Here is a 19,430-nt window from a genome sequence, read left to right on the forward strand (position 1 = left end):
ATCGATTGTCCGCATGATAGCTGCGCTAGACTGTGCCGTCGCGAAAGCCGATACGTCGGTCATTACGAGGGGATGCCATGATCCGCAAGACGCTGAATGCATCGCGCCTTCAGAGCGAAGTCAGCCGCCGTCTGCAACGATTGCCCGAAATCGTCGATGAAGGCGTTCGGATTGCCGTGCCGCGGCCTCGGCAGCAGGCGCCTGATGCGAGCGGATGCAATTGGTCGATGAAGCACTTCGGCAACGCGGCGGGTTTCGAGCGTCTGATCGCGACGGTGATCGAAGCCGTCCGGAAAGAGTACAACCTCGCCGATGAAGCGCAGGGCGGCGAGGGCAGTGATCCGTTCGGCGGCGATCCGTCGGGCGGTGATTCGTCGAGCGGCAATCCATCGGGCAGCGATCCGTTTGGAAGCGATCCGTCGGACGGCAATGCTTCAGGCAACGATCCGTTCGCGCTGTTCGAGCGCAAGCCTGATTGATTCTCAGGGCGGGACTGCAATGTGCCTTGCGGTGTCGCGTTCCGGCTTCAAGCTCAAGCCCAAGGTTAAGGACTAGGGACCAAGGACCAAGGACCAAGGACCAAGGACCAAGGACCAAGGACCAAGGATTAGGGACTCATCCTTAGCACCGAGTGGCGGCCCATAACGAACGTCAGCACGAGCGCGAAACGTGCCGCAAACTCGGACCGCGAACGCCGGCAAGTCTTTACCGCATCGGCGTGATGCCTGTGCGCCGCGGTTTTTTCGTGTAGATTACGGCCCTATGAACCCACGCGCATGCTTCTCGTCCTTGCTCGCTCTGTCGGCCGATCCGGCCGCCATGTCGACGCGCGTCGTGCTCAAAGCCAAAAAACAGCCGCTCATCTGACCGGAGCGCTGTTCCGTCAGATGTGACGGAACCGCTGCGGATCACTCTCCCTTCTTGCGCGCTGTCTCCGTTCCACTGGCGGTCTCGATCGGTCTTCGTCGATTGACCCATAGCCTATTGGAGCGTTCTTATGTCTGAGTTCACCGGTATCTGGATTCCGCTTGTCACGCCGTTCGCGCGAGGCGCGGTCGATTTCGCCGCGTTGCGCGCACTCGTCGCCTCGTATGTCGAGACGGGCATCGCGGGCTTCGTCGCGCTTGGCACGACAGGCGAACCCGCCTCGCTCGATGATGACGAACAGCGCGCGGTGCTCGCGACGATCCTCGAAACAGCGGGCGATTTGCGTGTCGTCGCAGGGGTGGCCGGCAATCACGCCGGTGCGCTGCTCGCGCGCGTGTGCGAACTCAACGGCCTGCCGCTCGCGGGCATCCTGGTTCCCGCGCCGTATTACGTTCGTCCTTCGCAGCAGGGGCTGCATGCGCATTTCACGGCGCTTGCCGATGCGAGCACGCATCCGTTGATGGTCTATGACATCCCGTATCGGACCGGTGTGCGTATCGAACTCGACACGCTGTTGTCGCTCGCCGCGCATCCGAACATTGTTGCGATCAAGGATTGCGCGCAATCGCTCGATACGACACTCGCATTGATTCGCGACGGTCGGCTCGCCGTGCTTGCTGGAGACGATCTCCAGTTCTTCAACACGATATGCCTCGGCGGCCATGGCGCGATCGCGGCCAGTGCGCATCTCCATCCGCGCGCATTCGTCGCGGTCTGGGAGGCCGCGCGTGCGGGACGGCTCGATATCGCGCGCGATGCGTTTCACCGGATCGTGCCGCTGATCCAGGCACTCGGTGCCGAACCGAATCCCGGACCGGTCAAGGCCGCATTGTCGTTGTCGGGGCGCATCGACGCCGATCTTCGCGCGCCGATGACGCGCGCATCCGACGCGATGTTCGAGCGTCTGCGCGCGGTGCTCGACGAAGCGAGCATGCCGCATGAGGACGCAGATGCGCGTGCCGTCCGACTCGAAGCCCAAGCCTGAATCGAAGCCCAAGCCCAAACCGGCCGCGCATGCGCGCGCCGGCTCGGCTCAACCCTTGACCGCGCCCGCCGTGAGCCCCGAGACGATTCGCTTCTGAAACACGAGCACGAGCGCCACGACCGGCACCGTGACGAGTACCGAGGCCGCCATGATGTTCGCCCACGGCAATTCGTGCGCGCTGCCGCCCGTGATCATCGAGATCGCGACGGGCACCGTGCGTTGCTCGTTGGTCAGCGTGAACGTGAGCGCGAACAGGAACTCGTTCCAGGCCGCGATAAACGCGAGCAGGCCGGTCGTCACGAGCGCCGGCATCATCAGCGGCACGAAGATGCGCGTGAGCACCGACCACGGGCTTGCGCCGTCCATGATCGCGGCTTCCTCGAGTTCCTGCGGCAGGCCCTGCACGTAAGTCGTCAGCACCCAGACCGTGAACGGCAGCGTGAAGATCATGTACGAGAGCGCGAGCGAAGCCAGATTGTTGTAGAGGCCCAGCGCGCGAATCAACTCGAACATGCCCGACAACACCGCGACCTGGGGAAACATCGAGACGCCGAGGATCGAGACGAGGATCGTCTGCCGGCCGCGGAACGTCACGCGGCCCAGCGCATAGGCCGCAGTGATGCCGAGCAGCGTCGACAGCACGACGACCGCGAGCGAGACGAGAATCGAGTTCAGCAGATTCGCGGCGAAAGGCTGGCCCTCGAAGATGCGCACATAATTGCGCCATTCGAAGTACGCGGGGTAGTAGTCGATCCGGAACAACTGCGACGCGGGCTTCAGCGACGAAATGACCGCGTAGTAGAACGGAAACACGGCGTAGAACACGATGACTGCGACGAGCGCATAGAACGCGGTGGTCCGGACGATCCTGCCGGGTGTCATGGGCATATCAGGACTCCGACGCCGAACGCGAGCGGCCGACGAAGATCATCACCGTCACGCAGAACGCGATGACGAGGAACAGCAGCGTCGAGGCGGCCGAGCCGTATCCGACCTCCTGGAAATCGACGAGCTGCTGGCGCGCATAGACCGACATCGACATCGTGTCGGTGCTATTGGAGGTCAAGACATAGATGAGGTCGAAGACGCGCAAGGCATCGAGCGCGCGGAACACGACCGCGACGACGAGCGCCGGACGAATCAGCGGCAAGGTGATGCGGAAGAAGGCCTGGACCGCACTCGCGCCGTCGATCTTCGCGGCCTCGAAGCAATCGGCCGGCAGCAGCTGCAGCCCCGCGAGAATCAGCAGCGCCATGAACGGCGTCGTTTTCCAGACATCGACGAGGACCACCGCAACGAGCGCGAGATGCGGATCGGCAGTCCATGCGACCGGATGCGAGAGCACGCCGATCGCCATCAACGCGTGGTTCAGAATGCCGAACTGATCGTTGAGCATCCAGCCCCACATGCGCGCCGAGACGATCGTTGGAATCGCCCAGGGAATGAGCACGGCGGCACGGACGATGCCGCGTCCGCGGAACGGCGTATTGAGCACGAGCGCGACGACCATGCCGAAGACGGTTTCGAGCGCGACGGAAGCGATCGTGAACGCGATCGTATTGCGTACCGCACGCCACCAGTCGGGATCGGCGAGCAGCCCGCTCCAGCGGCCGTCGTCGTCATGGCTCAGGTAGTTCGACACGCCGATCCACTCCGCATGGTGCAGATCGGCGAGATTCGCGTTCGTGAAACCGAACCAGATCGTACGCGCGAGCGGCCAGCCCGCGACGAGCGCGAGCACGACGAGCATCGGCATCAGAAACATCCATGCCGCGCGCACGCGCTCATGTTCGAGCGAGGCACGGCGCCCGCGTCGCGCACCGGTGTCCGGAGCGGGCGCGAGTGCGGCGCCCGAAGCACTCGCTGACTTGCTCATCACCATTTTCCGCCGTGGCTGAGTCCGTGAAGCTTGTCGTCAAGATCCTTGAGGCTCGCGGCCGGATCCGTATTGCCCGACAACGCAGCATACGCCGCGCCCGAGAACTCGGTGCTGACCTGGTTATAGCGCGTCTTCGTGATCGACGAGGGCCGCGCGACCGCGTTGACGAGGTTGTCATGCAAGGAATCGGCGAACGGCCCGATTGCGTCGCGGACGTCCTTGTCCTTGTAGAGCGCCTCGATCGTCGACGCATAACCGCCTTCGATCGCACGACGCTTCTGCTCGGGCTCGCTCGTCAGGTACATGACGAGACTCGCGGCGGCATCCGGGTTCTTCGAGTATTTCGACACGGCGAGCTGCCAGCCGCCGAGCACGGCCGCGTGGCGTCCGTTCGCGCCGCCCATCGGCAAGGTCGTGATGCCGACCTTGCCCTTGATCGGACTGTCGGCGCTGTTCGCGAGCGACCACGCGTACGGCCAGTTCCGCATAAAGACGGCGTCGCCCGACTGGAACACGCCGCGCGCTTCCTCTTCCTGGTAATTGAGCACGCCCTCGGGGCTGATCGTGCCGACCCAGCCGCGCGCCATCTTGAGCGCATTGACCGCCGCGGGATTGTCGATCGTGACCTTGCCCGACGCATCGACGATCGCGCCGCCGTTATAGCTCTGGACCCATTCGAGCGCGTTGCAGGTCAGGCCTTCGTAATTCTTGCCTTGCCAGACGAAGCCCCACATCTTGCTGTTGCCGGCCGCGCGTTCCGCGTCCTGGATCTTCTTCGCATCGGCCGTGAGTTCTTCCCAGGTCTTCGGCACGTCGACGTGGTACTTGTCGAGCAAATCCTTGCGGTAGTACATGACGCCCGCGTCGGCGAACCACGGCATCGCGACGAGGCGGCCGCCGACCGTGTCGTTCTTGACATAGACGGGGAAGTCGCCCGCGGTGCCGTTGCCCGCGTACTTCGTCAGATCGATGAGGTCCTGCGCGAGGATGCCGGGCCAGACCACGTCGATCTGCAGCACGTCGATATCGGACGAACCCGCGCTCAGCAATTGTTGATAGAGCGCGAGCTGACCCGATGCGGGCATCGAGACGATCTTGACCTCGTTGCCGGTTTTCTTCGCCCAGGCTTGCGCGCCTTGCGTGCATTGTTCGAGGTCGTGACCTGTCGCGCTGCAGGAAATCGTGACGGTCACGGCCGATGCCGTGCCGATGTGCAGCAGTGAGCCCACAAGCATGCTCGCGCCGAGCACGGCCATCTTACGCATGTCCATGTTGCCTCCTGTCTCGCGGGCGTCGCGGTTCCGCGCGCCCTTGTCGGTTTGAATTTGACGCGTGATGACGCAGCGGTGCTGCGCCGGCGACGCGACGCGTCTTGCGCGCCGCCGGTCGGTCCTGCGGATGCGCTCTGATGCTTACGCCGATGTCGGGTGCAGCCCGGCAAAAAACGCGCCGTAGCCGGGCACGGTCACGCTTCGATCCGCGAGCTGCGCCGTGAAGCCATGTCCGCTCAGCGGCTCGATCGCGCCGAGCGACGCATCGAGATCGAAGCGTGCGGGCCGCTCGGACAGATTGAACAGCGCGAGCACGCGTTGATGGTCATGCTCGCGAATCCATGCAAGCGCGTTGGGCGGTGCGTCGATGAACCGGATCGACCCTTTGACGAGACTCGTGTGCGCGCTGCGCCAGACGAGGAAACGTCGATACGCATTGAGCACGGAGTCGGGATCGGCATCCTGGACGTCGACGGCCCGCGCCGCGTGCTCGGCCGGCACCGGCAGCCAAGGCTGCGCGCGCGAGAAGCCCGCGTGCTCGGCGCTCGAGGTCCACGGCATCGGCGTGCGGCAGCCGTCGCGCCCCTTGAATTCAGGCCAGAACGTGATGCCGTACGGATCGCGCAAGGCCTCGAACGGGATCTGCGCCTCGGTGAGTCCGAGTTCCTCGCCTTGGTAGATGCAGACGCTGCCGCGCAAGCTCAGCAGCAGCGCCATGAGGACCTTCGCGAGCGCCGCGGGCGCTCTGCCGCCGCCCCAGCGGCTCATGACGCGCTCGACGTCGTGATTGCCGATCGACCAGCACGGCCAGCCGCCGCCGATCCGCGATTCGAGCGCTTCGACGGTTTGCCGGATATAGGTCGCGCTGAATTCGTGCGTGAGCAGGCTGAACGTGTAGGCCTTGTGCAGACGGTCGGTGCCCGTCGTGTACTCGGCCATCGTGCCGAAAGGATCGTCGTCGGCGACTTCGCCGATCGTCGTCGTGGCCGGGTAGCGATCGAGCAGCGCTCGCAGCGCGTTCAGAAACGCGAGATTTTCCGGCTGACTCTTGTCGTAGACATGCCGCTGGAACCCATACGGATTCGACAGCGGAATCGCGTCCATGCCGACCTTGCGGACATCCTTCGGCGGATTGTCGCGCAGCAGGCGGTCGTGGAAATAGAAGTTGACGGTGTCGAGCCGCAGGCCGTCGACGCCGCGATCGAGCCAGAATTTGACCTCGTCGAGCATCTGCGCGCGAACGTCCGGATGATGGAAGTTCAGATCGGGCTGGCTCGCGAGGAAGTTGTGCAGGTAATACTGGCAGCGTCGCGAATCCCATTGCCATGCCGAGCCGCCGAAGATCGACAACCAGTTGTTCGGCGGCGTGCCGTCCGGTTTCGGATCGGCCCATACGTACCAGTCCGCTCTCGGATTCGTGCGGTCCGCGCGGCTTTCGCGGAACCACGGATGTTCATCGGACGTGTGGCTCAACACCTTGTCGATAAGGACCTTGAGACCCAGCTGATGCGCGCGTTCGACGAGCGCATCGAAATCGGCGAGCGTGCCGAAGATCGGATCGACGTCGCGATAGTCGGACACGTCGTAACCGAAGTCCTTCATCGGCGAGCGGAAGAACGGCGACAGCCAGATCGCGTCGACGCCGAGCTGCGCGATGTAATCGAGCCGGGACGTGATGCCGGGCAGGTCGCCCGTGCCGTCGGAGTTGGCGTCGGCGAAGCTGCGCGGATAGATTTGGTAGATCACGCCGCCGCGCCACCACTCGGTGGGCTTGAGGCTGGCGTGACGAACAGAGGCGAGGCGGTCATTCATCGTGCATACCTTTGGATCGCTCCATATGGACAGCGAGTGAACTGCGAGAGGCGGGGACCGCGGATCCGGTGTGAATACGTCGCGGATACGTCATGGATCCCCGCGACGCCGAATCCGCGAGCACAACGGATTCGGCAAGCTTTTTTGGATCGATCGATCGGGTTTTCCAAAGCGCTTTGGAACGCAATTTAGCAGCCGTATCGCGCAATACAAGGACTTTTTGAAGACCTCAGGGTAAACGGGTAAATGCGCCGCAACAAAGAAAACACCGGGTGCGATATCCATTTTTGTGAAACGGCCGCGAGGAGAGGCGCGTATGCCGGCCCTCGGCGAAGTGCGTCGATGCGCTGAAGTTTGGGATCGAATTCAAAGCGCTTTGAATTCGATGTATTTCGGGGGTACCATGCGGGACCCTGCATAAAGCATGACGACGCACGGCGATGTCGCGTGCGTTGCCGTTCCGGCACACGTCGATGAATCTCAAGGATCTGGCCCAGCGACTCGGTATGTCGCAGACCACGGTAAGCCGCGCGCTGAACGGGTATCCCGAAGTCAGCGCGCAGACGCGCGAACGCGTGATCGCGGCGGCGGCCGAGGCCGGCTATCGTCCGAACCCCGTCGCGCGTCGGCTCGCGACGGGCCGGGCCGACGCGATCGGCATCATTTATCCGTTGGGCGCGGCCGATCTCGGCGATCCGTACTTTCTCGAAGTCGTCGGCGGCATGACCGAAGCGCTCAATCGCGCGGACATGGATCTCATGATCGCGTCGGCGTCGCAGTCCGACGAAGTCCGAACCTATGCGCGCATGATCGAAGGCCGTCGTATCGACGGCATGGTCGTCGCGCGCACGAAGCTCGACGATCCGAGGCTGCACTATCTCGTGCGCAAGGGCATTCCGTTCGTGGCCTATGGCCGCAGCAATCTGCCCGATCCGTATGCGTGGCTCGATCTCGATACGGCGGTCGGCGTGCGCCGCGCCGTCGAGCGGCTCGTGAGCCTCGGGCATCGCCGGATCGCGCTGCTCGGCGGGCCGACGGATCTCTATTTCGTCCAGCAAGGCCGCAAAGGATTCCTCGGCGCGATGGCCGAAGCGGGCCTGCGGGTCGATCCGCGCTATCTCGTGGACGGCGTGCTCAATCAGGTCGGCGGATACGAACGCATGGCGCGGCTGCTGTTGTGCGATCCGCGTCCGACGGCGGTCGTCATCGACAACCAGATCTGCGGGGTCGGTGCGTTACGCGCGCTCGTCGACGCCGGGATCGAGGTCGGCCGCGATGTGTCGATCATCATCAACGACGGCAGTCCGCCCGATCCGCTGATGGGCTACAACGTGACCGCGACGGAGTCGGCGAAGCCGCACGATATCGGCGTGCGGCTCATCGAGCTGATGCTCGCGCTGCTCGGCGGTACGCCGGCCGACGAACTGCAGGTCCTCTGGGAGCCCAAGCTCAAGATCGGCAATACCGATGGGCCGTGTCCCGGCTGAGCGCCGGGGACTGATCTTCCTGTTCGCGAATCCGATTCAAATCGATCGCGTCGAGTGCGGCGCGTGCCGTGCGTGCGGTTTGTGCGGTTTGTGCGGCTTGTGCGGCTTGTGCGGATGCCGCCGCATTGCGCGACACGCTTGGCGCGTCGTGTTCGCGAAGTGTCCCGGGTCCGATACGGCGTGTGTCCATCGCGAGTCCCGCCGCGATATCGCCCGCGAGCGCGCCCATATCGAACAGATAGACCGCGTCACCGCATTCGACGCTGAGCCGATCGTCTTGTGCGAGTTCGATGCGCGCATCGCAGAGGTGCGCGGCCCGAGTCCATTCTCCGAGGTCGGCCGCGAGCGTCGGCACGTGGGCGGGCACACAGATCCGGATGCGCCGTGCGCGCCAGTCGGGTATGTCGTCGAAGATGCGTCGCACGACGAACTCGGCGATCTCGCGCGTCCCGAACGATGCCTCGAGACGCGTGCGGATTTCGTCGCGCGCCGTATCGAGCGCGGCCGCACAGCAATCGTCGAAGGCGGCGAGCCATGGGATGACGCCGTGCCATGCGGCACGAAGTCCGGCGCGATAGCCCTGTGCCGCCGCGTAGTGGCGGATCGCTTCGGCTTCGTGTTCGGCGCGCCGCACGATTTCACGCGCGCGGCGTCGGGCTTCGTCGATCAGGGCGTGATGATGCTGTCCGCCACGCAACGCGCCGTGCTTGACGAGCACGCCGTCAATGAGCGGAAGCGGCGCGTGCGTATGCAGGATTCTCGGCATGGCGAATGGCGGACTCGATGAGGGTTCTGAACGGTGCCAGGATCGGTTGCACTTCGATGCCGTCGAGCAAGCGGTGTTCGTGTTCGAACATCAAACGCAGCCGCTGGCGAAGCGCGCGAGGTAGGGGTGGGGGCAACGGCAGCGACGGCAACGACGGCAACGATAACGACGATGGCATAGGAACGTGCCGTGGGTCCGCATCCGTGCTCGATTGCCGCGCCGCATGCGAATTGCTCGGCGCGTGGACATGAATCCGCGACGCATGCGGGTCATGGGTCGTCTGCGCGATGAAAACGCGGTGATGTGCGAACGTCGACTGCATGATGACGTAGCCTTGCGCGGTCAAGACGGTCTCGTCGATGTCGGCCGCGCGCATCAGCGACGACGCCGGCGGCGCGAGCATCGGCAGGATTGCGAACGCGCGCGCCCCCGGATCGAGGGCGGTCCATCGGCGCGCGGCCACGATCGCGTCGCGCAGGCATCGGCAACCGATCAACAAGGCAATGCGGCGTAGCGCCCACCAGTGTTCGACCCACGCCGAGGCGAGATCGTCGCGCGCGAGGTCGAGCTCGACGTCCAGTCCGTAGGCGTCGAGCAGCGCGTGATTGCGCGATGCGATCGAAGCCGATGTCGAGCGGTGAGGGGATGCGCCGCCTCCGCGTGAACGTTCGGCGCGCGCGAGCACATCGACGGGAAGCCACGATAGCGGGTCATAGAGGATCCGGGCTAACGTGGCGTGAAAGCGGGCGGCGTGAAAACGGGCTTCGGCATGGCGAGTCATCGCGAATCCCTTGCACGCGCGTTGTCGATGCGTCCGCTCGATTCGACGACGGCATCGAACGGTGCGCGATCGGGCTCGTCCGCATGCGAGCGTGGCGCGCGCATGCGCCGCCATCGTGCCCATCCGAGCGCACTCAAAAGCCCGACACTCGCGCCGCCGCCGAGCACGAATGACAGCCAGCGGCGTGAATCGAGCGGCGCGGGCTCGGCGCGTGCGGGCGGCGCGATCTGCGGCGGTTCGCTTTCGAACAGCGTGATCGAGATATCTTCATACCGCGTATCGGCCACCGCATTTCTGAGGAAACGCTTGAGTTTGACGACCAGTTCCTGCTCGTCGACGCCTGCCTCGTGCACGATGAGCGCGGCGATATGGATCGAATGCCGCGCCGATCCGCTCGCGTCGTCGAGCGGGTAGCTCAGATGGACGGACGCGCGATCGACGGACTCGATCGTTGTGAGCGTCTGTTCAAGCCGTTGCTCGATCAGCGACAGCAAGCGTGCGCGCTCGGCCGACGGCGATGCGACCATCACGTCGCTCGGAAATGCCTGAGCGATATCGACACGCGCGCGCGGCGGCAGGTCGAGCGCATGAAGCGTGTCGACAGCCGCCGTGTAGTCGTCGGGCGGCACGGCGATGTCGTAGCCCTGTTTGCCGCGACTGATCTTGCGGGCGGCGATATTGCGCCGCTGGAGCGCCGCGAGCGTTTGGTTGGCCTGAAATTGATCGAGCTTTTCGAGCAGCGTCGTGTCGTTGCATCCCGCGACGGCAAGACACGCCGTGCAGAGGATCGCGCGTGCGAGACGCCGAGTCGACATCGAGACCCTCATGTTCGAATCAGCGTGTCGACCGTGTTTGTCGCGCGCTTGGCAAGCACGCTCGCGACGTTCATCGTGATCGAATACGCGGAAACCCATTCCTGAAGCCCGAGTAGATCGATGCTCGGTGTCTCGTCGTCGCTGGCGCCGTCGATCGAAGCAGGCGTTTGCGCGCGATGCGCGAGTGCGAGCGCCTGACCGAACGCCGTTTCGCCGAGCGTCGACGCATCGAAGGTGCGCGCGCCGCTTTCGCCGACCATGCCGGGGCTTGCGGATGCGATGCCGCGGGCTCCGCCAAGCGTCGAGGCATCGCGTTCGAGTGCGGCCTGCCACCGCGTTTCAATGGGGATCGGCGTCGCCGAGGCAAGACCGGACATGCCGTCCAGGCGAAGCGTGTCCGGGGCCGGCACGTCGACGGCATACGCCGCCAGAGTAGCGATGGGAAGCGTCATGGATATCCTGTTCGGGAAAGGCGAGCAATGGGGGAATCGATCGACGCGCTCAACTCATATGGTTCGCGATACCGAGCGCGGTTTGTTTGAACGCATTCATCAAGCCCGACATGGTCGAGTTGATGATCGCGAAGTCGGCTGAATAGCGTTGGACCTGCGCGAGCAAATGCGGGTCGCTCGGATTGGTCTTCAGTTGCTCAATTGCCGCGAGCATGGCTTCACGTATCGGCACGATACCGCTCGAGAACGTGCTCGCGGTCTGTCCGATAAAGCTCGCGTTCTCGAGTGCGAGGGTCTCGACAAGCGAGGTGGGCGTGGACATGGCGTGGCTCCTTGAACAAGACTGAGAGAAAGTGTCGGACGTGCGGATGCGACGAACCCGATAGCGGTTCCGCGCGGATGTGTTCGCTTATGAGACCGGTTCCGTGAACTCGATCGTGTCGCGTCCCGTCGAGAGAAAGCGTGCGGCGCGAATCCGATAGGTGTCGAGCTGTGCAGCATCGGGCGGCGGATCGAGCAGGAACCGCACGTGGCGCCGTCCCCAATCGTCTGTAAATGCGCGCGCGAAATCGCCGATCGCCGACAAGCGCGCGTCGTCGATCGCGCCGTCGAGTTCGAAGGTCGTTTGCGCATGGTGTTGGGTTTGTCGGTACCGGACGTTCAAGGCGTCGAGTCCCGCACGCGCACGGGCGATCACGTCGGCACGGGATTGTTGTTCGATGCGGACGTCGCCGATATAGGGCAGGGCGTCGAGCACGACCTTGCGCGCCGTGGCGAGCTCGGATGCCTGAAGCGGCTCCGCGTCCGTCACCACGACGAGATCGCCTGGCGTGCGTCTGTCGAAGCGCACGGTATGGAGTGCGATGCCCTGCCGTTCGAGACGTGTTGCGATCGTTTGCGACTCGTCGGATTCGAGATGCACATCGAACGGTACGGTGCGCGCGACGTGCCGCAGCGCTTGTCGTGTCCATGCGGCGTCGTGCGCGGATCGCACGATCACGTGGATACGACCATCGCGTCCCGTAAGCACGATGCCCGGATGCGGCGCGCCGCGCAGCGCGAAGTCGATCGCATTCGTATTCGGTTGCGCGCGTGTCGATTGCAGCGCGATGCCGAGGGCCGCGATGCCCGCGGCGACGCTGAGTCCGATGAGCGCCCGCAGCGGCCAATGACGGCGGGGATATTGCAGGTCGTTCGGCAGGTTGCGCGGGTGCGGGTATGGGGCGGCAGCGGCGGTAGCGCGGATGCCTGGCGCAGCATCGTCGATGGTGTCGAGCGTCGGCGCGGCGGCGTGCGCGACGCACGGGGTTTGCATCTCGGGAGACGCGGGTTTGATCTCGTCCGCGTCCTCGTGAAGCACAGGGTCCGGCCAGGGTTCGCCGATGCGTCGCCACGCGAGTCGCAGTCCCGCAAACGAAAAAATGTCGCCGGCCAATATGCGATGCGTGGTGATCGACGCATGGGTGTCCGATCGCGGCCCGGCGCCGCTCGAATGCGAATGCGCTGCGCGGTCCGTCAAAAAAATCTCGATGACCGCGCATTCGCCGGGCCGCGCATCGTGGCGGGACCCGCGTGAGTCGATCGGGGCGGACGACGATTGATTTCCACGCGCTTTTGGCGACGTGCGGACGGACCTGTCGTGCGCTTGCGGCGCATCGTCGAACGCGATCGCGAAATTGGGATACGCAGACGGATCGGACCGCGCCCCGGGGATGACATAGCACCCGGATGTCTGAGCCAGCGCAGAGGTGTCGAGCACCGGATCGGTTTGTCCGCCCGGCGCCGTCACAAAAAAATGCCGGCCGGGTTCGAGTGAGAGCTCGAGACCGCAGAGCGGGCCATAGAGCACTTTGAGCTGATAGATCTGTGGTTCGGAATCGGGGCGCGTGCCGAGTGTCATGCTGAGCGACTGTCGCGAAAGCGGAAGTGCATCGAGTGTCGACGCGAACACCGACGTGGCGCATCTGAATGAACCTCAACAACACCTGATTCAAGTCGCGCCGCCGACCCCGCGCGCTTCTCGATCCGCCAGATCTGAATCAGGTTTAGGCATGTCGAGAATTCAGCCTCAATGATGAGCGTTGCGAGCCTCTCATTCCTAGAATCCGAACATTCAATTCGACAGGCAACGGAGGGGTCGTGGTCGCATCGTCATCGAGCAATCAGGAGGGTTGGACGCTGTGCGGCGCAGGGACACTACAGGCCAGGGGGCGGTCGCTCTGGCTGCTTCGCGCGCCGGATGAACGAACGCCTGTCGTGATCGAGACGCCCGCGGGCCGCGTCGAGCTCGCTCCTGCCCCCGCGCAACATCTGGTCGCCGTGTCTCGAAATGCGAGGGTGCTGGTCGAGAATGATCGCTGGTATATGTATGAGGTCAGCGTCTCGATGCTGGTCAAGCTCATTGCCTTCGTCGACTACAGTCTGAGCCTGAGCGCGCCTGCGTTTCCGCCGCCGATCCCGCGAACTGCCGCGACGTTTTGCGTGGCGGGTTTTTCGGGTGTCGAGACCACGCTGATTCAGCGTGAGTTCATCGCGCGGCTCGTATGCGGCGATTCGCGTGACGTGCCGCTATTCAGCTTTCTTCGCGCGACTGAGGCCTATTGGGTCGTCAGCTTTCTGTTGCAGCAGTTTTCGGAGAATCGTCGCGTCGGCGATCTGGGTGCGCAGTACGGGCTGTCGAATGCGCATTTCCGCCGCTTGTGCAAACACGCGCTGGGCGGATCGCTCAAGGCCGAACTCAAACGTTGGCGGGCCGCATCCGCCGTGCTCCGGATCATCGAGAGCGAACGGACGTTGACCGATATCGCTTTGGATGCGGGATTCGCGTCTTCATCGCATCTGTCTCGCGAAATCAAGGGATTGCTCGGTGTTCCGCCGAGCCAGATCTGGGGATTCGGCGTCGGCCGGCGATGGACGTGCGCGCGGAGCACGCGCGCTTCATCGGAGAAAGAGCGCCGTGACGCGAACGGGCGCGAGACCGCGCGGTATACGCGTCATTTGTGCAGCGGAGGCGCGCGATGACGGGGAGAGGCCGGCGATACGCGAGACCGGGACGTGCGTTGCGGCACGGCATCGCCGTGGCCGTTGCGCTGTGCGCATGGGTCCATCCGTCGTTTGCGATCGAATACGCCGATCCGTCCGATGCGCGGCACGCGCGTTCGGACCGAAGTTCGGATCCAACCCCTGCGGACGACGTGTCGCCGGCCGACTATCTCGCGCGCGACGCGGACGTGACGCATGTGTTCGATGCCCTCGCCGCATCGATGCGGCGACCGCTTGTCGCCAGCACCCTGGCGCAGCGCAAGCGCGTGAGCGGCCGATTCGATCTGACGCATCCCGAACGCGTGCTCGACAGACTCTGCGCGGATCTCGGGCTCGTATCGTATTTCGACGGCCACATCATCTACGTTTATGACATGTCGGAATTGAGGCGCGCGGTCGGCTCGCTCAAATGGATCGACGTCGGCCGGCTCCGCGCTTTTCTGCTCGATACGGGGATGGCGTCGACGGCGTTTCCGATACGCGGCGAGTCGGCTTCACGCACGTTCTACGTCGCCGGTCCGCCGGCCTACGTCGAGTCGGTGCTCGCCGCCGCCCAGCATCTCGACCATGGCGAAATCCAGACCGGCCGCCCTGAAAACGCGGTCAAGGTCGTTCCGCTCAAGCACAGTTTCGTGCGTGATCGCGTGTTCAAGCTGCGCGGACAGACCGTGACGGTGCCTGGCGTCGCGACCGTGCTGGCCGAGATGCTCGGCGAGCGTCCGGAACGCGTCGATGCGTCGAGCGTTGCAGCGGGCGACCGTGACGCGACGGGCGCCACGCAGATGTCCGAGTCGATCCGACGGCCGACCGATCCAATCGGCACGGCCGACGACGCGCAGGGCGCCGATCGACGCGGCGCGGCGCGTCGATCGGACGTCGAGCGCCTGGCTTCCTCGGCGCGCGACGTCGCCGCGCTCGACGGGCGCGCGGATCCTGAGGGCAGCGATACGACCTTGCCGCCGTTGCCGATGGGATTTGCAGCGGTCTCGCGCCCGCGCGCGATACGCGTTTCGGCGCGACCGTCGGTGCTCGCGTATCCCGATACGAACAGCTTGCTGATCAAGGGCAGCGAAGACGACGTCGCCTATCTGAGCCGATTGATCGAGGAACTCGACGTCGAGAAGACGCAGATCGAACTCTCGCTCTGGATCATCGATATCGACCGCGCGACGCTCGAGGCCCTCGGCATTCAATGGCAGGCGAGCTTCGGCGGCGGAGGTCTCGGGGTGAGCTTCAACGGCGGGGGCGGCTTCAGCACGCTCGATGGTGCGCGTTTTCTCGCCTCCGTCTTTGCGTTGAGTCGAAGAGGCGAAGCGCAGATTGTCTCGCGTCCGTTGATTTTGACGCAGGAGAACGTGCCGGCCTTGTTCGACAACAATCGTACGTTCTACGCGAAGCTCGTCGGCGAACGCACGAGCGACCTTCAGTCGATTACCTATGGCACGCTCGTGAGCGTGATTCCACGTCTGTCGGTCGACCATGCCGATATCGAGATGATCCTCGAGATCGAGGACGGCAAGACGGTCGACGCAGGCAACGACGGCGACCTGATCGACGGCCTGCCGGTCGTCGGCCGCACGCATATCAGCACGATTGCGCGCGTGCCGCGCGCCATGAGCCTGCTGATCGGCGGCTATACGCGCCACGAGGTCAATCGCAGCGAATCGAAGGTGCCGCTGCTCGGGGACATTCCGTGGCTCGGCGGGCTGTTCCGGGTTCGTCATTCGAGTACGTCGGACCTGACGCGTGTGTTCCTGATTCAGCCTCGCGTGCTGACGGGCCGCGAAATCTGGCAGCCGCAGACGCTCGGGAGGGACGCGCTGTTGTCCCCGGGGTTGAGTGTCGATGCCGCGGCATCGACGCTGCGCGACATCACGTATTCGGACGAGGCGGGGCGTCGTCCGCCCGAGCGCGACTCGGCAGCGGTGTCGGGCGATGCGCCGGCGACGGACGCAGTGAACCGGAGCGCCCCATGACGACCGTCACCGGAGCCTCGGCGCGGCTGACCCGCAGCACATCGGAGCGATCGGCGCGCGTGTCGGCTGCGCGCGAGCGTCGCGCCGAACGCGATGCCGATCTAGGTGGCGCGACTGACGCGATCGACGGCGCCGAAGCGCTGCAGATTCGCGGCGGGGTTTTTCGCTCACGGCGCTATTCGGGCGCCCATATCCTTGCCCACGACGCGGATCGCCTGCTTCAGCAGTTCGCGGATGCCGGCGCGCGCGTCCTTCCGACCGAGCCCGCCGAGCTGCTCGATCTCGCGACCGGTCTGTTCGACGACGCTTCCGATGTATTCGCCGCGCTCGACGATCTGAGCCAGCGCGCGGAATTCGAGCCCTATGCCGATGTCTTCAGACAGGCGCAGGCGCAACTGCTCGAATTCGAAACATCGGACTGGGTGTACGCGGGTCTCGATGCGTCCTTGCACGCGCTCAAGTATGCGAGCGGATCGGCGATCGGCGCGCAGGCGCTGCGCGATCACTATCGCGCGTTCGTTCTGAGCGACGAGTCTCCGATCGCGATGTTCGCGCGCTGGGTTCGGTCCCATGCGTGCGCTCGGCGCGCGATTGTGCTCGACTTCGTCTGCGAGGCGCTCGCGTGCGAAATCGATATGCATGACCCGCGATGCGTGAGCGATGAAGCGAGCCGGCTTGCGGGCCTGCTGCGCGAGCTCCGACTCCTGCGCGGCGCCGAATGCGATTTCGTCGAGGTGTTGCGTGAAGCTGCGTCGCACGCGCCGGCGCTGCGCGTGCCCGAGGACATCGATCCGGATGCGCCGTACGCATTGCTGTTCGCCGGGATCCTCGAAGGCGAGATCGGCGCCGACGCGATGCTCGGATGGCTGGGTTCACTGGGCATCGATTGCGCGATGCAGCGCGCGCTGATGGCGACGGCGCTGCACCGCGGCGTTCGCCGCCTCGCGGACGCGGTCGTGTCGAATCCGGTGTTTCGCGGCCATCTGCTGCAGCGTTTCGAATCGCTCTCGGGCCCGCTGAGTGCCGCCGAACGCATCGAACGCCGCGATCTCATGCATACGGGGTTCGTATGACACCGTGGATCGAACGGGTTGGTGCACGTATTGATGCACGTATTGCCGAACGTATCAGCGCACGTATCGGCGCACGTCAGGATCTCTTCATGGTCGCGTTGATCGTCGCGATCATCGCAATGTTGATCGTGCCGCTGCCAACGGTGCTCGTCGACAGTCTGATCGCGGCCAATATCGTGCTCGCGCTGCTGATTTTCATCAGCACGTTATATGTGAAGTCGGTGCTCGAATTCTCGTCGTTTCCCGCGATATTGCTCGTGACGACCTTGTTCCGACTGTCGCTGTCGATCAGCACGACGCGTCTGATTTTGCTGCAGGGCGACGCGGGACAGATCATCACGACCTTCGGCGAATTCGTCGTCGGCGACAGCCTCGTCGTCGGGCTCGTGATCTTCGCGATCGTGACGATCGTCCAGTTCATCGTGATCACGAAGGGTGCCGAACGCATTGCGGAAGTCGTCGCGAGATTTTCGCTCGACGCGATGCCGGGCAAGCAAATGAGCATCGACGGCGATGCGCGCGCGGGGACCTTGAGTACCGAACAGGTCGAATCGGCACGCCGTCGCATCGAAAAGGAAAGTCAGCTTCACGGCGCGTTCGACGGCGCGCTCAAGTTCGTCAAGGGCGACGCCATCGCGGGCATGATCATCATCTGCGTGAATCTGATCGGCGGCATCGCGGCGGGCACGCTGGCGCACGGCATGACGCTGTCGGATGCGGTGGCGACCTATTCGTTGCTGAGTATCGGAGACGGCCTCGTTGCACAGATTCCGGCGCTGCTGATCTCGGTCGGGGCCGGCTTTATCGTCACGCGTGTGGCGGGCGACGAACGGAACCTGGGTCAGCAAATGATGACCGAGCTCGTTTCCCAGCCGCCTGTGTTGCTCATTTGCGCGGGCTTGTCGTTCGCGATCGGGCTGTTGCCCGGCTTTCCGTTTGTCGCATTCGCGCTGCTCGGCGCCGTGCTTGCCGGGCTGTACACCTATCGACGCGTTATCCGGGGCGAGGGCGGCGCGGCTTCGACGGCGGCCAAACCGGCGCATGATCGCGCGACGTCATCGGGCGCCGCGGTCGATACCTCGCAGGTGGGCGATCTCGTGCCGATCATCGTCGAGTTGCCGGCCGATGCCGGCGCCATGCCGCACGCGTCCGATTTCGAAGCGCGGCTGACGCGCGCCGTTCGACTGGAGCTCGGCATCCGGCTGCCGCGTATGCGCGTCGACACCGTCGCGTCGTCACGGCCACACCACGTTGCGGTGCGTTTTCACGAGACGCCGGCGGCGACGTTCGGTATCGCATTCGATCGTGCGTGGGTGCCGGACTTCGACGACGACCCTCACGGGCTCGAACTCGACTGCGTTGCGTTGCACGACCTCGATCCGAGCGGCGTGTCGGATGCGGCGCCCGACTGGTGGGTGGCGCTGGCCGATCGCGAGCGCATGCAGCATCTCGGTTATTCGACCCTCGAAGCGATCGCGGTGCTCGAAGATCGCTTCGTGCGGCTCGTCGCGAGAAGCGTGCAGGAACTGTTCGGCGTTCAGGAGACCAAGCACGTGCTCGACGAGGTCGAACGCACGCATCCCGAGTTGCTCAAGGAAACCTATCGCCATGTGCCGCTGATCCGGCTCACCGAGATCTTCCAGCGGCTGATTGCCGAGCGCGTATCGATTCGCAACGCGCGGCTCGTGCTCGAGGCGATCGCGCTCTGGGCGCCGCGTGAAAAGGATGTGCTCGTGCTGACCGAACACGTGCGCGCCGCGCTCGCACGGTCGATCAGCGAACGGTTCCTCAATACGCCGATGCATGCATCCGTCAATGTGCCCGCCAACGTATCCGCCACCGCGCTCGCGCGACGCGTGATTCTCGTCGCTCCCGAGAGCGAGGAGCGCGTCCGAGCGGGCATTCGGCAGGTCGCGGCCGGTGCCTTCCTGCACATGGCGCCCGAAGAGAGCGATGCGTTCGTCGAGGCCGTTGCGCAGCGTCTCGATGCGCTGCGTGTCGGTCGAGCCTCGAGCGCCGTGCTGATGTGCGCCGTGGATATTCGTCGTTTCGTCAAGAAGCTCGTCGAACGTCGCTTTCCCGATCTCGACGTCATGTCCTTTGCCGAAGTGTCCGACTGCGTGCATGTCGACATCGCAGGCAGTGTTTAACGTTCAGGAGGTTG

At 64.5% G+C, this 19,430-nt stretch carries 16 protein-coding genes and 1 pseudogene; 7 read left to right on the top strand and 10 right to left on the bottom strand.

The annotated features are described in order from the left end of the window. Positions 1–77: 77 nt before the first annotated feature. Positions 78–350 (top strand): annotated as a pseudogene (locus tag D7S86_RS19640) (hypothetical protein); the annotation flags it as partial. 647 nt (positions 351–997) lie between these two features. After that, a complete protein-coding gene (dapA, locus tag D7S86_RS19650) occupies positions 998–1,912 on the top strand; it encodes a 4-hydroxy-tetrahydrodipicolinate synthase (protein WP_121088545.1) in 915 nt (304 codons plus the stop codon). Between the two features lie 48 nt (positions 1,913–1,960). Here the strand turns inward: dapA and D7S86_RS19655 are convergent, their stop codons facing one another. The 4 genes from D7S86_RS19655 to D7S86_RS19670 form a co-directional block, all read right to left on the bottom strand. After that, on the bottom strand, positions 1,961–2,800 hold the full coding sequence (locus D7S86_RS19655) for a carbohydrate ABC transporter permease (RefSeq protein ID WP_240648291.1): 840 nt from the start codon (positions 2,798–2,800) through the stop codon (positions 1,961–1,963). A gap of 1 nt (position 2,801) precedes the next feature. After that, positions 2,802–3,788 carry a carbohydrate ABC transporter permease gene (locus D7S86_RS19660; RefSeq protein WP_121088603.1) on the bottom strand — a complete coding sequence of 329 codons (987 nt, stop codon included), beginning with the start codon at positions 3,786–3,788 and terminating at the stop codon, positions 2,802–2,804. Further along, positions 3,788–5,062 (bottom strand): ABC transporter substrate-binding protein, encoded by a 1,275-nt coding sequence (locus D7S86_RS19665; RefSeq protein WP_240648292.1) that lies wholly within the window; start codon positions 5,060–5,062, stop codon positions 3,788–3,790. Before D7S86_RS19665 ends, D7S86_RS19660 begins: the two co-directional genes overlap by 1 nt. Positions 5,063–5,203: 141 nt before the next feature. Next, positions 5,204–6,874, bottom strand: coding sequence for an alpha-glucosidase family protein (locus tag D7S86_RS19670; protein ID WP_121088546.1), 1,671 nt, complete (start codon positions 6,872–6,874; stop codon positions 5,204–5,206). Between the two features lie 440 nt (positions 6,875–7,314). On the opposite strand from D7S86_RS19670, the gene D7S86_RS19675 reads away from it, so the two are divergent. Then, positions 7,315–8,361, top strand: coding sequence for a substrate-binding domain-containing protein (locus D7S86_RS19675; RefSeq protein WP_338069188.1), 1,047 nt, complete (start codon positions 7,315–7,317; stop codon positions 8,359–8,361). Here D7S86_RS19675 and D7S86_RS19680 read toward each other — a convergent pair. The 6 genes from D7S86_RS19680 to D7S86_RS19705 all read right to left on the bottom strand — a co-directional run bounded on the left by D7S86_RS19680 (position 8,324) and on the right by D7S86_RS19705 (position 13,075). Next, the gene (locus D7S86_RS19680) at positions 8,324–9,127 is read right to left on the bottom strand and encodes a hypothetical protein (protein ID WP_121088547.1); all 804 of its coding nucleotides are present in this window, start codon (positions 9,125–9,127) and stop codon (positions 8,324–8,326) included. The two genes, D7S86_RS19675 and D7S86_RS19680, sit on opposite strands and share 38 nt — an antisense overlap. After that, on the bottom strand, positions 9,084–9,908 hold the full coding sequence (locus D7S86_RS19685; protein ID WP_158602032.1) for a hypothetical protein: 825 nt from the start codon (positions 9,906–9,908) through the stop codon (positions 9,084–9,086). Before D7S86_RS19685 ends, D7S86_RS19680 begins: the two co-directional genes overlap by 44 nt. Then, complete coding sequence (gene sctJ, locus D7S86_RS19690) at positions 9,905–10,723, bottom strand: type III secretion system inner membrane ring lipoprotein SctJ (protein WP_158602033.1); 819 nt, start codon at positions 10,721–10,723, stop codon at positions 9,905–9,907. Before sctJ ends, D7S86_RS19685 begins: the two co-directional genes overlap by 4 nt. 8 nt (positions 10,724–10,731) lie before the next feature. Then, a complete protein-coding gene (locus tag D7S86_RS19695; RefSeq protein WP_121088550.1) occupies positions 10,732–11,175 on the bottom strand; it encodes a hypothetical protein in 444 nt (147 codons plus the stop codon). A gap of 49 nt (positions 11,176–11,224) precedes the next feature. After that, positions 11,225–11,497: a hypothetical protein gene (locus D7S86_RS19700; protein ID WP_121088551.1), complete on the bottom strand. Its 273-nt coding sequence runs from the start codon at positions 11,495–11,497 to the stop codon at positions 11,225–11,227. Positions 11,498–11,584: 87 nt separating this feature from the next. After that, positions 11,585–13,075: a PrgH/EprH family type III secretion apparatus protein gene (locus D7S86_RS19705; RefSeq protein ID WP_147432394.1), complete on the bottom strand. Its 1,491-nt coding sequence runs from the start codon at positions 13,073–13,075 to the stop codon at positions 11,585–11,587. A gap of 437 nt (positions 13,076–13,512) precedes the next feature. Here D7S86_RS19705 and D7S86_RS19710 point away from each other — a divergent pair, with 437 nt between their 5' ends. From D7S86_RS19710 to D7S86_RS19725, 4 genes are all read left to right on the top strand, one after another. Continuing rightward, positions 13,513–14,196, top strand: a complete 684-nt coding sequence (locus D7S86_RS19710) for a helix-turn-helix domain-containing protein (RefSeq protein ID WP_147432395.1) — start codon at positions 13,513–13,515, stop codon at positions 14,194–14,196. A 56-nt stretch (positions 14,197–14,252) separates the two neighbouring features. Next, positions 14,253–16,193, top strand: a complete 1,941-nt coding sequence (sctC, locus tag D7S86_RS19715; protein WP_205962852.1) for a type III secretion system outer membrane ring subunit SctC — start codon at positions 14,253–14,255, stop codon at positions 16,191–16,193. After that, complete coding sequence (locus D7S86_RS19720; protein WP_121088555.1) at positions 16,190–17,266, top strand: HrpJ domain-containing protein; 1,077 nt, start codon at positions 16,190–16,192, stop codon at positions 17,264–17,266. Before sctC ends, D7S86_RS19720 begins: the two co-directional genes overlap by 4 nt. 65 nt (positions 17,267–17,331) lie before the next feature. Then, positions 17,332–19,416, top strand: a complete 2,085-nt coding sequence (locus D7S86_RS19725) for an EscV/YscV/HrcV family type III secretion system export apparatus protein (RefSeq protein WP_420813266.1) — start codon at positions 17,332–17,334, stop codon at positions 19,414–19,416. The last annotated feature ends 14 nt before the right edge of the window (positions 19,417–19,430 follow it).

The organism is Pararobbsia silviterrae (assembly GCF_003628125.1).
Taxonomy (GTDB): domain Bacteria; phylum Pseudomonadota; class Gammaproteobacteria; order Burkholderiales; family Burkholderiaceae; genus Pararobbsia; species Pararobbsia silviterrae.